Genomic DNA, 13,059 nt, shown 5'->3' with positions numbered 1-13,059 from the left:
GTTTTTCCGTTACAGGAGGATGCTGCGCCCGCCGAGGGCGTTTGCCGCGGAAGCGAACCGCTTGTCCAGCGTAATGATTTCCGCGCCGGCTTCCATTGCGACGGCGAGATGCAGTGCGTCGCCCGAGCGGAGGCCAACGTCGATATCGTCGGCGAGCCGCGCGGCCGCGACGAAATGGCGAGAGAATATCGGGAGTATTTCGAGGGATTGAGAGGCCATGCGATTGAATCCCGCCAGTGCCAGTTGCCGCAGTTCCTGGGGCATTCGTTCGYGTCTCGCTTTCACCGAGAGTGCGGACGAAAACTCGGTGATTGTCCACTCGCTGACGAGAGTTCGCCGGTCTCCGTTCTTCGCAAACCAGTCGAGCACCCTTTCGACGGATGTCTCTCCCACCAGCAAAGCAATCAGGGCTGATGTATCGATGTAGAACATCAGTAGCGCTCGTCGTCCCTGAAACGTCGCATGAATGTTCCGGCGTCTTCACTTTGCGGAGGCATTTTCTCTCGGATCGCCTTGAGCATCTCGAAGTCGATCGGCTGCTTTCTCAACCGCGGAGGCGCAAGCTGCGCGACAGGCTGACCATCGCGTGTAATCTCAACCGTCTCGCCCTGGGCGACGCGGTCAATCAATTCGCCGAGTTTTTCTTTCGCTTCCGCCAGAGTGATCGCAGTCATGGTGATCTCCTGATCAATCTCTGCAAATATACGTCTGAAGCGCCATTTCCGCAATCAATGCCCGACCGAACCGGAAAACACGTTGACCACCACGACGCCGGAGATGATCAGGCCGAGGCCGATGATGGCGGCGGTGTCGAGGGTCTGGCGGAACAGGATCAGGCCGACGGCCGAGATCAGCACGATGCCGAGGCCGCTCCAGATCGCGTAGGCGATGCCGACCGGCAGGGTGCGCAATGCGATCGACAGGAGATAGAAGGCAGTCGCATAACACATCCCCATCAGGATGGTCGGCAATGCGCGGGTGAACTGCTGGCTCTGCTGCAGGAAGGTCGTGCCGATGACTTCCAGCACGATTGCGCCGGCGAGCGAGCCGTAGGTGAGGATTGCCGGGTTCATTTTCGTTACTCTTGTTTCGTGAGGTTATGCAGCTGGTCGCGGAGTTCGGCGAGTTCTTTTGCCGGTAAACCGTCCGCCTCCATAAGATTGGCAAGCCAGATACCGTCGGCCGCGTAGCGCGCGAGTTTGAAGGCCGGATGACTGTCGGTCTGCGCATGTTGCGCGAGCCGATCGCGCATCCATTCCGACCAGATTTGCCTGAGCCGCGCGTCGGTCATGCAGGAGATCGACAGCGCAGCCCAGGGGCTTTCAGGTCCGTCGCGGGTCACCYGGAAAAAGGCGTCGACATAGGCGCGCGTGAACCGGCCCCGGCCGATTTCATCCTCGCTCATCAGCCGGTCGATCTCCATATCGAGCTTGCCGAGCAGGTCTTCGAAGACGGCTTCGATCAGCGCCTGTTTGCTCGGGAAATGGTGCAGCAACCCACCCTTGGTGACGGAGGCAGCGTCGGCGACCGCCTGCAGGGTCAGGCTGCCGAGACCTTCGTCCACGGCGCATCGGGCGGCATGATCCAGAAGAGATCGCCGCACTTGTTCGGGCTGTTTTTCGCGTCTGTGAGCTTTCGACATGAGTTAAACATACCGTATGGTCGGTTTATTTGCAACGGCAAATTCCTTCCAAATCCCATGGGGAGAGGGGCGGCGGCGCAACTCGCTCCCGGAAAGCTGGATTTTGCGCTGTTTTGATCGCTCGGGGACTCGATCCGGCCGGCTTTCCATCTTACATCCGCTGCCATGACGGATTTATCTGGAAAGCCGCGCGGCGACATAAGATGGGGCATTCCTGCCTCCATCCTGGTGCATGTCGTTTTCGTGGCGGCCCTGTTCTTGCACCTGCCGGCCGATTCCTCCGAGCCGCAGAAGGAGGAGACCGTCCAGGTCGAAATCGTGCCTCCGCCGGAAGAGCCCGAGAAGAAACCGGAAGAGAAGAAGAAGCCCGAGGAAAAGAAGGCCGAGGAGGCGAAACCGGAGGAGAAGAAACCTCCGGAACCTGCAAAACAGGAAGAGGCTAAGAAGGCGGAGCCTCCACCCCCGCCGCCCCCGCCGCCAAAGCAGGAGGAGGCGAAAAAGCAGGAGCCACCGCCGCCTCCGCCGGCGCCTGAGGAAAAGCCCGCCGAGCCCCCGCCGTCCGCCAAGGAGGCCAAGGCGCGGCCTTTGCCGATTCTGCGCCCCGTCGTTGAATTCGGTGAGAAGGATGCTGGGCCGAAGAAGTCTCTGACCGGTAATGCATCGAAGGAAACGACCAACCCGCCTGCCGAGAGCAAGGCGGAAGCGAAATCCGTCGAACCGGTAAAGCAGGCGAAGGAAGCGCCTACCGTCGTGGAGGCACCACCGGCCAATCCGGTGCCGGACGATATCCATCTGCCTGAGGTCGGCATTGCGGCAGCCAACGGATTGCAGAACGGTCCCATTGCCGGCACCTCGCCGGATGCGACCAAGACCGAGATCGTGACGGCGCCGCCAACCGCGTCGCCCAAGAGCGACCCGTCCAAGACGCCGACCCCCGGCAAGCCGGTCGAACTGACCGAGGCGAAGACGCTGTTTTCGCAGAGCGAAACGGGCGATGCTATTGCCACGACGGCGATGGGCGATGTGCCGCGAGGGGTGCGCGCCGGCCAGCTCTGCGCGACGGAACTTCGCGAGCAGCTGCGACATTCCGCTCAATCCTACAGACCGGAAATGCTGCCGGCCTATCGTCTACCGAGCGGCACTGTCCTCGAAGTCAGGCGGGGCGCATTCCGGGCCAATGCGCAGTGGTACGACCTGAGTTTCCGCTGCGAGGTCGACGACAACGCAACCAAGATCGTGTCCTTTGCATTCGATATCGGTGCGCCAGTGCCGCAAAGTGAGTGGCGCAAGCGTGGCTTTCCAGAATTGTAAGAAGTCTCCTCCGCACGCCTAGTCGTGACGTAGTCGACGCAGGTATCGCAAAAGGCGCCGCTTGGGTTGATTGACCCGCAAGCCGCGTCGACTATGCTGCGGCCACATTCAAGATGAGGCCTGCCATGAAAGCCATGTTCTACGATGCCTTTGAAAAGGCGCCGGAAATCCGCAATGTTCCCGATCCGGAGCCGACATTTGACGGTGTCGTGGTCAAGGTCGGCGCGAGCGGGCTCTGCCGCAGCGACTGGCATGGCTGGATGGGGCATGATCCGGATATAAAGCTGCCGCATGTGCCGGGCCATGAGCTGGCCGGCAAGGTGGTGGCGACCGGCAAGGGCGTCATGCGCTTCAAGATCGGCGATCGGGTGACGGTGCCGTTCGTGTCCGGCTGCGGCCATTGTTCGGAATGCCATTCCGGCAACCAGCAGGTCTGCCCCAACCAGTTCCAGCCGGGCTTTACCCATTGGGGCTCGTTCGCCGAATATGTGGCGATCGACTATGCCGACACCAATCTCGTGCACCTGCCCGAAGAAATCGACGATGCGACGGCGGCGAGCCTCGGCTGCCGGTTCGCCACCTCCTTCCGGGCGGTTGCCGACCAGGCCCGCACCGGGCCTGGCGACTGGGTCGCGGTGCATGGCTGCGGCGGCGTCGGCCTGTCGGCGATCATGATCGCCACGGCGCTTGGAGCGAACGCGATCGGCATCGATCTTTCCGAAGACAAGCTGGCGTTCGCCCGCCAATGCGGTGCGGTCGCAACCATCAATGCGAGCACGGTCGCCGATGTCGTTGAGGCGGTTCGCGAGATCACCGGGGGTGGCGCGCATGTGTCGATCGACGCGCTCGGCCATCCCGTCACCTGCTTCAATTCGATCAAGAATCTCCGCCGCCGCGGCAGGCATGTGCAGGTCGGGCTGATGCTCGGCGAGCACGCCACGCCCTCGATCCCGATGGCGCAGGTGATCGGCCACGAGTTGGAAATCTATGGCAGCCACGGCATGCAGGCCTGGCGTTACGACGCGATGCTCGCCATGCTGAAGGCTGGCAAGATGAAGCCGCAGCAGCTGATCGCCAAGCGGATCAGCCTGGAAGAGGCAGTGCCCGGCCTGATGACGTTGGACAGATCCGAAACGCCGGGCATCAGCGTGATCACCACGTTCTGACGGGCGACGCGGCGATTGTTCGCCGTCGATGGCCGGAGCATTCCGCTTCGGCCGCTTGGGCGGCGGTTTGGGGCGCCCTATATCGAACACATGCGTCGAACCCGAAAGGACGAACCATGAATGTCAGGGCACAGAAAATTCCAGGGCCGGATCACCCGATCACCGTCGAGCATAACCCCTCGCGGGTGGTCGTGAAGCTCGGCGGCAGGGTGATCGCCGACAGCGTCAATTCGCTGACCTTGCGCGAGTCCTCCTATCCGCCGGTCCACTATATCCCGCGGAAAGATGTGGATATGTCGCTCCTTGAGCGGGCCGACCACCAGAGCTATTGCCCGTATAAGGGAGAGGCTTCCTATTTCAGCATTCCGGCTGGCGGCGAACGTTCGAAGAATGCCATCTGGTCCTACGAAAACCCTTACGAAGCCGTCTCCGGGATCAAGGAACATGTCGCCTTCTATCCGGACCGGGTCGATTCCATCGAGGAGCTTGGCGCGCCTGAAGCAGGTCAGTTCTGACAGGCGGATGGGCGGTCGAGCGCGCGCTTGCCGCCCTTCGGAGCTTGTGCGGGAGAAAACCTGAAGGGTGAAGAAAAATCCTCTGCCCTTGTCGACTACGCTGTTATTCCCACGTCCTTGGGGTGTGACCCAACCAAGGAGGAAAACCATGCCTTATGTCGACGGGTTTATTCTTGCCGTGCCCAAGGCCAATCTCGAACGCTACAAGGACATGGCGCGCGTAGCCGGCGCCGTGTGGATGGAAAACGGCGCGTTGTCCTATGTGGAATGCTTAGCCGACGACGTGCCTTATGGGGAACTCACCTCGTTTCCGCGGGCGGTGCAGGCCAAGGAGGACGAGACGGTCATCTTCTCCTGGATCACCTATGAAAGCCGGGCCCGCCGGGACGAGATCAATGCCAGGGTGATGAAGGACGAGCGGTTCTCCGGAAACGAGTGGACGCAGGTCTTCGACGGCAAACGGATGATCTTCGGTGGCTTCGAGCCCTTCCTGACATTGTAGACCGCCGGTGATAGGAGTGCCGTCTCACTGTCGGCGCTTCTATTTCTGCTGCTGGCGCCTTCGCCGATAAAGGATCCCTCCATGTCCCAGACCGTGATTTCGATCTCCACAAGCGGCCAGGGGCTCTACGAATTCACCGACGCGGCGCAGGACTTTTTGCGCCGCATGCAGGTGGGCGAGGGGCTGCTTACGGTGTTCGTGCGTCATACGTCCTGCTCCCTGATCATTCAGGAAAATGCCGATCCGGATGTCCGTCGCGACCTGAAGACCTTCTTCTCCCGCCTGGTGCCGCCGACCACCGATCCCCAAATGCGCTGGGTCACCCACACGACCGAAGGGCCAGACGACATGCCGGCGCATATCAAGGCGGCGTTGACCGCCACTTCGCTCGGCATTCCCGTCCAGGACGGCCGGTTGATGCTTGGCACCTGGCAGGGCATCTACCTCTTCGAGCATCGCGACCAGCCGCATGTCCGCCAGGTCGTGCTGCATCTTTCACCATGATTCCGGCTTTAAGCAGGATATGAATACCGGCTGAATGACCGGTTAGGATGTTGTTCAGACCCCTTGGGCTAGGGTCGCGCCAATCGCTGGGGAAGGCGAGAACAATTACCTTGGGGGCCGCGAAACCCGGCCCGGATTTCGGAGAACTATTTTATGACCAGCATGATTGTCAAAGCCGGCGCGGCCGCTCTCATCGCCTTCACCGGCTTTTCCGCAACGGCCCGGGTGGCTGCTGCCGCCGGCCCGGACTTCGCCATCCAGGTGCAGTATCGCGACCGTGACCGCGATTGGCGCCCGGATCGTGGTGGCGATCGCGACTGGCGTCCGGATCGCGGTCCGCGCGGTTGCGCTCCGGGGCTGGCAGAAGAAAAGGCAAGCCGCATGGGCCTGCGCCGCGCCCGCGTCGTGGATGCCGGCCGCCGCGTCGTGGTCGTCGCCGGCTTCGGTTATCGGGGTCCGGAGCGCATCCTGTTCGCCAACGAGCGCGGCTGCCCGGTCATCCGCCGCTAGGCTTTAACCCAAAGAGCCCTTCCGTCTCCATCGCCCGTTGACGGAGGACAAGCGCCCCCACCAGGTCTGACGATCTGGTGGGGGCGTTTTATTTTTCGCCTTATCTGCCGGACGGGGGCGGGCGCCATTGGGAAGGGCGTCCGGCTCTGTTCGACAACCCGTCATTATTGCTCGAGGGCAAAGGTGACGTTGACGGTCACCGTATAGGTGTTTTCGCCGCCGGCGACCGGAACTGCCTCGGCGGCCATGTCCTTGGCCATCGCCATGCGCATCATCGGCTGGGGTGCGGGGCGCATGGAATTCTCGCTAATTTCCAGGATCCGTCCAAGCTTGACGCCGGCCGCTTCCGTCAGCGTCTTTGCCTTGGCAAGCGCCTCAGCGACCGCCTTCTTGCGGGCCTCCGTCATCGTGTCGTCCGGCTTGTCGTTGGTGAAGGTGATCTGACCGCCCTGGTTGACGCCGAGCTTCACCGAACGGTCGATCAGGCCGCCGAGCTTCTCGAGATCGCGGACCTTGAGGGTCAAGGTGTTGGAGACCTCATAACCGATGACCTGCGGCGGCTGCATGACGCCGTTCTTCGCCTCGGGCTGGCGGTATTGCGGGTAGATCGAGAGATTGCTGGTCTGGATATCGCGATCGGCGATGCCGTCGCTTTTCAGCGCCGACAGCACATCCTTCATGGCGGCGCTGCTGGCCGAAAGCGCGGCCTGCGCAGTCTGGCCATTGCGAACCACCGCAAGCGTCAGGATGGCCATGTCGGGCGCCACGGAGGCCTGGCCTTCGCCGAGCACATTGATGACCGGTTCGCGGGGACGGACATCCTGGGCAAAACCCTGACCCGCAGAAGAAATGGCGATCGCACCGGCAAATGTGGCTGCAAGGACGATACGTGACGACGAAAGCGCAGCGCGCATGGATGTTCTCCCCGATCTGTCCGGGCGGAAGGGACGTTTCTCCCTCGACCCGCCCGTCATGTTGCATCTACCCCGCGAACAAATCCAACCGGGAATCGGCTCGGCATATTCGCGCCAGACGAGCCTACCTGCCGGTTGATTGTGAAGCTATTGCGGCAACGGCTTGTGGCTTCCGATGAATTACGTTAGAGCGAACCTCCGGGTGAGGGCGGACCATTGCGCCCCACTTCTGCCGGATCGGCGGGCCTGTAGCTCAATGGTTAGAGCCGGCGGCTCATAACCGCTTGGTTGGGGGTTCGAGTCCCTCCGGGCCCACCAATTCTCTGTCTGTCTGACCGGAGACATAGGTAACAAAACGTACCTAAGACATGGGTGACAACCTCGTGCCGAACGGGTTGTCTATGGTTTGCAATGTCCTCTGCTCCAGGTCGATTTATCCCAGATCATGTCGTCGTCTGCCTGACGGGGCACATAACCGGTCAACCCTCAAAGATGCGTCGTCACCCATCGAAATATTGATCTGAGACATCAGTAGGTATATTATAAACATCGAATATCCGGGTCTGCATAATAAAAGCGATGGTTGAATCGTGATTACTGCTGCTCAGATGCGCGCCGCGAGGGCTCTTCTCGGCATCGACCAGCGGAAGCTGGCGGAGCTGGCAGGGATTTCGGTGCCGACGATCCAGCGCATGGAAGCGAGCGCCGACGTGGTGCGGGGAAACGTCGATTCCCTGATGCGCCTGCTGGCGGCGCTCGACAGAGCCGGGATCGAGCTGATCGGCGAGGGGGCGGCCAGCGAAAATGGGGGGCGGGGGGTCCGGCTGAAGGCCAGAGCGGGACCTTCCGGAAACGAGAAGCCGGAACCATCCGGACGCACGCATGGAGCGAGGAGGCGCCCATGACGTCGGTACTTGTCATGCTGCTATGCGTTGCCGCGCTTCTGGCGACAGCGGCGCTCGCCGTTTTCATGGCCCGATCGAAGCAGGCAACGCCTGTCATCTACGGACTGAGCCTTTCCATTGCGGCTGTCGCCTTTGCAACCGCGTTGGTGCAACTCGTCTCGCCGCCCGCCGAGGTTCCGATCCTCATGCTTCCCTTCAGCCTGCCCTGGCTCGGGGCGCATTTCAGGCTCGACCCGCTGGCCGCCTTCTTTCTTCTCGTCGTCGATCTGGGTGGTGCCTTCGCCAGTCTCTACGGCCTCGGCTACGGACGTCACGAACATGCGCCCCACAGGGTCCTGCCTTTCTTCCCCGCGTTCCTTGCCGGCATGAACCTTGTGATCCTGGCGGACGACGCATTCACGTTCCTGCTGTCCTGGGAATTCATGTCACTGGCCTCGTGGGCGCTGGTGATGGCGCATCACCGCGACGCCGAAAACCGCCGGGCGGGCTATCTCTACATCGTCATGGCGAGCTTCGGTACACTCGCCCTGCTGCTCGCCTTCGGCCTCATGGCCGGGCCTGACGGCGCCTATGGCTTCGCCGCCATGCGGGGCATGGACCACACTCCACTCGCGACCGGCCTCGTCCTTGTCCTGCTGCTGGTCGGCGCCGGTTCGAAGGCCGGTCTTGTGCCTCTGCATGTCTGGTTGCCGCTGGCACATCCGGCCGCACCCAGCCATGTCTCGGCCTTGATGAGCGGCGTCATGACCAAGGTTGCCGTCTACTGCTTCATCCGCGTCCTCTTCGACCTCGTCGGCACGCCGGCCTGGTGGTCGGGCCTCCTCGTCCTGCTGATCGGCAGCGGCACCGCCGTGCTCGGCATCCTGCATGCCCTGATGGAGCGGGATCTCAAGCGCATGCTCGCCTACAGCACGATCGAGAATATCGGCGTGGTCTTCGTCGGCCTCGGACTGGCGCTCGCGTTCAAGGACGCCGGCATGGAACTGGCGGCGGCGCTTGCCATGACCGCCGCGCTCTTCCACGTCCTCAACCATTCCTTCTTCAAGAGCCTCCTCTTCTTCGGCGCCGGTGCCGTCCTGACCCGGACGGGCGAGCGCGACATGGAAAAGCTGGGCGGCCTGATCCATCGCATGCCGGTCACCGCCTTTACTTTCCTGGTCGGCTGCATGGCGATTTCGGCGCTGCCGCCGTTCAACGGCTTTGCGTCGGAATGGCTGGCCTTCCAGGCGATCCTGCAAAGCCCCGACCTGCCCCAATGGGCGCTGACCATTCTCGTGCCGGCCGTCGGCGGATTGCTGGCCCTGTCGGCGGCGCTGGCGGCGGCCTGTTTCGTCAGGGCGTTCGGCATCGCTTTCCTCGGTCGGCCGAGAACCGACCCGGCCGCGAATGCCTCGGAAGCGGACCGCTTCTCGCTGGCGGCCATGTCCATTCTGGCAGCTCTGTGCCTGCTGGCCGGCATCCTGCCCGGGATCGTCATCGACGCCCTCGCGCCGGTCACGCAGCTTCTCGTCGGCGGCCGGATGCCGGTACAAACCGACATGCCGTGGCTGTCGATCGTGCCGGTCACGGAAAGCCGCAGTTCCTATAACGGCCTGCTCGTGTTCCTGTTCATCGGGTTCTCGGCCTGGCTCGCCGCCGGTCTCGTCCACCGTTTCGCTTCGCGTGCCCTTCGCCGGGCGCCGGCCTGGGACTGCGGCTTTCCGCAGATCGACGCCACGATGCAATATTCGGCCGGCAGCTTCGCCCAACCGGTCCGGCGGGTCTTCGGGACGCTGGTCTTCCGCGCCCGCGAGCGGGTCGACATGCCTCCGCCCGGTACGCTGAGCCCGGCACGCTTTGCATTGGAAACCCATGATCTCGTCTGGGAAGGTCTCTATCTGCCGATCGCCGGCGCCGTGGGTTACGTGGCCGAGAAGCTCAACTATCTGCAATTCCTCACCATCCGGCGCTATCTGAGCCTCGTCTTCCTCGCGCTCGTCCTCCTGCTTCTGGTGCTGGCGTTATGGTCCTGATCCACGACCTTCTCGTCCAGATCGTCCAGATGGCGTTCGTCGTGGCGCTTGCGCCGCTGCTGACCGGCTTCGTCCGCAAGGCGAAGGCGCGGCTCCTGCGCCGGCGGGGAGCATCGGTCATTCAGCCCTATCGCGACCTGTCGAGACTTCTGCGCAAGGAGGCGGTGGTGGCGGAAAACGCATCCTGGCTGTTCAGGATGGCGCCCTACCTTATCTTCGCGGCGACCTGGGTTGCAGCCTCGGTTATTCCCACCTTCGCGACAGGCCTCATTTTCAGCTGGACGGTCGATCTGATCGCCATCGTCGGCCTGCTCGGCAGCGCCCGTTTTTTCCTGGCGCTCGCGGGCATGGATGTCGGCACCAGTTTCGGCGGGATAGGATCGAGCCGCGAAATGCTGATCGCCACGCTCGCCGAACCGGCGATGCTGCTGATCATCTTCGCGGTGGCGCTTATTGCCGGTTCCACCCAGCTTTCGACGATCGCCGCCTTCATGACGTCCCCGCAGGTGGGATTGCGCGTTTCGCTGGCCGTGGCGCTGATCGCCATCATCATGGTCGCGATCGCCGAGAACGCGCGCATCCCGATTGACAATCCGGCGACCCACCTCGAACTCACCATGGTGCACGAGGCCATGGTGCTCGAATATTCCGGCCGGCATCTGGCGATGATCGAGCTCGCGGCCATGCTCAAGCTGCTGCTCTATCTCTCCATGATCGTCTGCATCTTCGTGCCCTGGAACATCAAGGGCCCGGAGGCGGGGTATCCGGCCTACCTCGTCGGCTTTGCATCCTACGTCGTCAAGCTTGCGGCCGGCGGCGCGATGCTTGCGCTGTTCGAGACTGCGACGGCCAAGATGCGAGTCTTCCGGGTGCCGCAGTTCCTCGGCGCAGCGCTGATGCTCGGCCTGCTTGCCACGCTGCTCAGATTCGTATCGAGGAGCCTGTGATGCAGGGACCGGTCTATTTCGACATCGCCCACATGCTCGCTGGCGGCCTCGTCCTGGTCAGCATGATGATGCTCTACCAGGACCGGCTCTATGCGCTGCTCAACGTGTTCGCCCTGCATTCGCTGCTGCTCACCCTTTCGGTCGCCTGGCAGGCCTTCATCCAAGGCGCCCCGCATCTCTATGTCACGGCGGCGATCGCGCTCGTCTTTAAGGTCGTCGTCATCCCGGTCGCGCTCCATCATATGATCCGCAAGCTCGGCATCCACCGGGAGATCGAGACAGTGGTTGGCATAGGCCTCACCATGCTGGCCGGCATCGGCCTCGTGGCGCTGTCGATCGTGGTGATGCTGCGGGTGACGCCCGAAGCCGACCCGCTGACCCGCGAGGACCTCGCCTTCGCGCTCTCCGTCCTGCTGCTCGGGCTGCTGATCATGGTGACGCGGCGCAATGCCGTCAGCCAGGTCGTCGGCTTCATGTCGCTCGAAAACGGACTGGTGCTCGCCGCGACCGGCGCCAAGGGCATGCCGCTGGTGGTGGAGATCAGCGTCGCCTTCTCGATCCTGATCGCCTTCATCGTCATCGGCGTCTTCCTGTTCCGGATCCGCGAGCGGTTCGACACCGTCGACGTCAGGGCGCTCGACGACGTCAGGGGAAGGCGGCGGAAATGAACGCATCCTCCCTCTTCACCTTCGATGCGGTCGCGGCCATTTTGGCGATCCCGGTCGTCGCGGCGGCGCTGCTCGCTCTCATGCCTGGCTACAAGGTGACGGCGCGCGTCAACGTGGCGGCCAGCCTGCTGACGCTCGTCGCCGCCCTTTGCCTGTTCGTCACCGAGCGGCCGGAGCCGGGTCGGTACCTGCTGGTCGACGACCTCAACATCGTCTTTATCGTTCTCAACACCTTCGTCGGCTTCACGACCAGCCTGTTCAGCGCCAGCTATATCGCCCACGAACTGGAGACCGGCCGGCTGACGCCGGCGAACCTGCGCTTCTACCACGCCATGTATCAGATCATGATGTTCGGCATGAACCTGGCGTTCGTCTCGAACAATATCGGCCTGATGTGGGTGGCCGTGGAACTGGCGACGCTGACCACCGTGCTGATGGTCGGCATCTATCGCACCCATGAGGCGCTGGAAGCGGCCTGGAAATACTTCATTCTGGGCAGCGTCGGTATCGCCTTCGCGCTGTTCGGCACTATTCTCGTCTATCTGGCAGCACAGCCGGTGGTCGGAGAAGGGTACGACGCCATGGTCTGGACCCTTCTCGTCGAGCGGGTTGCTGACTTCGACCCGGCGCTGCTCAACGTCGCCTTCATCTTTCTGCTGCTCGGTTACGGCACCAAGGTCGGCCTCGCGCCGCTGCATGCCTGGCTGCCGGACGCGCATGCCGAGGGGCCGACGCCAATTTCCGCCGTGCTGTCGGGACTGCTCCTGAATGTCGCGCTTTATGCCGTGCTGCGCTTCAAGATCCTGCTCGCCGCCAGTCCGGAAGCGATCAGCCCCGGGCCGCTGATGATGACCATGGGGCTGGCGTCGCTGATCTTCGCGGCGTTCATGCTTTACCGGCGCCGCGATATTAAGCGTATGTTCGCCTATTCCTCGATCGAGCATATGGGCATCATCGTTTTCGCCTTCGGCCTCGGCGGCCCGCTCGCCAATTTCGCCGGGCTGCTGCATATGGTCATGCATTCGCTGACCAAATCGGCGATCTTCTTCGCCGTCGGCCACATCTCCCAGATCAAGGGAACCCAGCGGCTTTCGGCCATCCGCGGCCTCACCGAAACCCATCCGGTCCTCGGCTGGGGTCTGGTGATCAGCGTTGCAGCCATTGCCGGCCTGCCACCCATGGGCGTCTTCATGAGCGAGTTTCTGCTTGTCAGCTCCACCTTCGCGCGACATCCCCTGCTGGCCGTGCCGTTGGTGTTCGGGCTGCTGGTGGCGTTCGGGGCCTTGTTGCTGCGGCTGACGGGCGTCGCCTTTGGCCAGCCGCGCGGCAGCCGGAAACCAGCCGATGCCTCTTATCTGCCGATGTATTCGCATCTCGTGCTGGTCCTGATCGCCGGCATCTATCTGCCGCCGCCGCTGGTCGCCTGGTTCCAGCATATCGCCAACCTGCTCCGATGAAGGACT

Annotated in this window: 16 protein-coding genes and 1 tRNA gene; 12 read left to right on the top strand and 5 right to left on the bottom strand. The window is 62.7% G+C overall.

The window, feature by feature from the left end; translation table 11 throughout:
* Nucleotides 1-9: 9 nt before the first annotated feature.
* From AC1D3C_RS11130 to AC1D3C_RS11115, 4 genes are read right to left on the bottom strand one after another with little or no spacing between them, the layout of a single operon-like run.
* Nucleotides 10-432 carry a type II toxin-antitoxin system VapC family toxin gene (locus tag AC1D3C_RS11130; RefSeq protein WP_477482917.1) on the bottom strand — a complete coding sequence of 141 codons (423 nt, stop codon included), beginning with the start codon at nucleotides 430-432 and terminating at the stop codon, nucleotides 10-12.
* Nucleotides 432-674: a type II toxin-antitoxin system Phd/YefM family antitoxin gene (locus AC1D3C_RS11125; RefSeq protein WP_477482916.1), complete on the bottom strand. Its 243-nt coding sequence runs from the start codon at nucleotides 672-674 to the stop codon at nucleotides 432-434. Before AC1D3C_RS11125 ends, AC1D3C_RS11130 begins: the two co-directional genes overlap by 1 nt.
* 54 nt (nucleotides 675-728) lie before the next feature.
* A complete protein-coding gene (locus tag AC1D3C_RS11120; protein WP_408962431.1) occupies nucleotides 729-1,061 on the bottom strand; it encodes a DMT family transporter in 333 nt (110 codons plus the stop codon).
* Between the two features lie 17 nt (nucleotides 1,062-1,078).
* Nucleotides 1,079-1,564 carry a TetR/AcrR family transcriptional regulator gene (locus tag AC1D3C_RS11115; protein WP_477482915.1) on the bottom strand — a complete coding sequence of 162 codons (486 nt, stop codon included), beginning with the start codon at nucleotides 1,562-1,564 and terminating at the stop codon, nucleotides 1,079-1,081.
* 243 nt (nucleotides 1,565-1,807) lie between these two features.
* Here AC1D3C_RS11115 and AC1D3C_RS11110 point away from each other — a divergent pair, with 243 nt between their 5' ends.
* From AC1D3C_RS11110 to AC1D3C_RS11085, 6 genes are all read left to right on the top strand, one after another.
* Complete coding sequence (locus AC1D3C_RS11110; protein ID WP_477482914.1) at nucleotides 1,808-2,953, top strand: DUF930 domain-containing protein; 1,146 nt, start codon at nucleotides 1,808-1,810, stop codon at nucleotides 2,951-2,953.
* A 125-nt stretch (nucleotides 2,954-3,078) separates the two neighbouring features.
* A complete protein-coding gene (locus AC1D3C_RS11105) occupies nucleotides 3,079-4,119 on the top strand; it encodes a zinc-dependent alcohol dehydrogenase family protein (RefSeq protein ID WP_105400562.1) in 1,041 nt (346 codons plus the stop codon).
* Between the two features lie 116 nt (nucleotides 4,120-4,235).
* Nucleotides 4,236-4,634, top strand: a complete 399-nt coding sequence (locus AC1D3C_RS11100) for a DUF427 domain-containing protein (protein ID WP_477482913.1) — start codon at nucleotides 4,236-4,238, stop codon at nucleotides 4,632-4,634.
* Nucleotides 4,635-4,782: 148 nt separating this feature from the next.
* Nucleotides 4,783-5,136 carry a DUF1428 domain-containing protein gene (locus AC1D3C_RS11095; RefSeq protein WP_038544106.1) on the top strand — a complete coding sequence of 118 codons (354 nt, stop codon included), beginning with the start codon at nucleotides 4,783-4,785 and terminating at the stop codon, nucleotides 5,134-5,136.
* Nucleotides 5,137-5,217: 81 nt separating this feature from the next.
* Nucleotides 5,218-5,640: a secondary thiamine-phosphate synthase enzyme YjbQ gene (locus AC1D3C_RS11090; protein WP_477482912.1), complete on the top strand. Its 423-nt coding sequence runs from the start codon at nucleotides 5,218-5,220 to the stop codon at nucleotides 5,638-5,640.
* A 153-nt stretch (nucleotides 5,641-5,793) separates the two neighbouring features.
* A complete protein-coding gene (locus AC1D3C_RS11085; protein WP_477482911.1) occupies nucleotides 5,794-6,150 on the top strand; it encodes a hypothetical protein in 357 nt (118 codons plus the stop codon).
* A 164-nt stretch (nucleotides 6,151-6,314) separates the two neighbouring features.
* On the opposite strand, the gene AC1D3C_RS11080 is transcribed toward AC1D3C_RS11085, so the two are convergent.
* Nucleotides 6,315-7,064: an SIMPL domain-containing protein gene (locus tag AC1D3C_RS11080; protein WP_477482910.1), complete on the bottom strand. Its 750-nt coding sequence runs from the start codon at nucleotides 7,062-7,064 to the stop codon at nucleotides 6,315-6,317.
* Between the two features lie 242 nt (nucleotides 7,065-7,306).
* Here AC1D3C_RS11080 and AC1D3C_RS11075 point away from each other — a divergent pair.
* The 6 genes from AC1D3C_RS11075 to AC1D3C_RS11050 all read left to right on the top strand — a co-directional run bounded on the left by AC1D3C_RS11075 (nucleotide 7,307) and on the right by AC1D3C_RS11050 (nucleotide 13,053).
* Nucleotides 7,307-7,382: transfer RNA gene (locus tag AC1D3C_RS11075), tRNA-Ile, on the top strand.
* A 272-nt stretch (nucleotides 7,383-7,654) separates the two neighbouring features.
* On the top strand, nucleotides 7,655-7,969 hold the full coding sequence (locus AC1D3C_RS11070; protein WP_477482909.1) for a helix-turn-helix domain-containing protein: 315 nt from the start codon (nucleotides 7,655-7,657) through the stop codon (nucleotides 7,967-7,969).
* Entirely contained in the window at nucleotides 7,966-9,981 is a 2,016-nt protein-coding gene (gene hyfB, locus AC1D3C_RS11065) for a hydrogenase 4 subunit B (protein WP_477482908.1), read from the top strand. Before AC1D3C_RS11070 ends, hyfB begins: the two co-directional genes overlap by 4 nt.
* On the top strand, nucleotides 9,972-10,928 hold the full coding sequence (locus tag AC1D3C_RS11060; RefSeq protein ID WP_477482907.1) for a respiratory chain complex I subunit 1 family protein: 957 nt from the start codon (nucleotides 9,972-9,974) through the stop codon (nucleotides 10,926-10,928). The genes hyfB and AC1D3C_RS11060 overlap by 10 nt, the downstream gene beginning before the upstream one ends.
* The gene (locus AC1D3C_RS11055; RefSeq protein ID WP_038543976.1) at nucleotides 10,928-11,596 is read left to right on the top strand and encodes a hydrogenase-4 component E; all 669 of its coding nucleotides are present in this window, start codon (nucleotides 10,928-10,930) and stop codon (nucleotides 11,594-11,596) included. The genes AC1D3C_RS11060 and AC1D3C_RS11055 overlap by 1 nt, the downstream gene beginning before the upstream one ends.
* Nucleotides 11,593-13,053: a hydrogenase 4 subunit F gene (locus tag AC1D3C_RS11050; RefSeq protein WP_247138223.1), complete on the top strand. Its 1,461-nt coding sequence runs from the start codon at nucleotides 11,593-11,595 to the stop codon at nucleotides 13,051-13,053. The genes AC1D3C_RS11055 and AC1D3C_RS11050 overlap by 4 nt, the downstream gene beginning before the upstream one ends.
* The last annotated feature ends 6 nt before the right edge of the window (nucleotides 13,054-13,059 follow it).

Source organism: Neorhizobium sp. P1_A6, from assembly GCF_056406795.1.
This window is presented reverse-complemented; position numbering and strand designations above follow the sequence as displayed.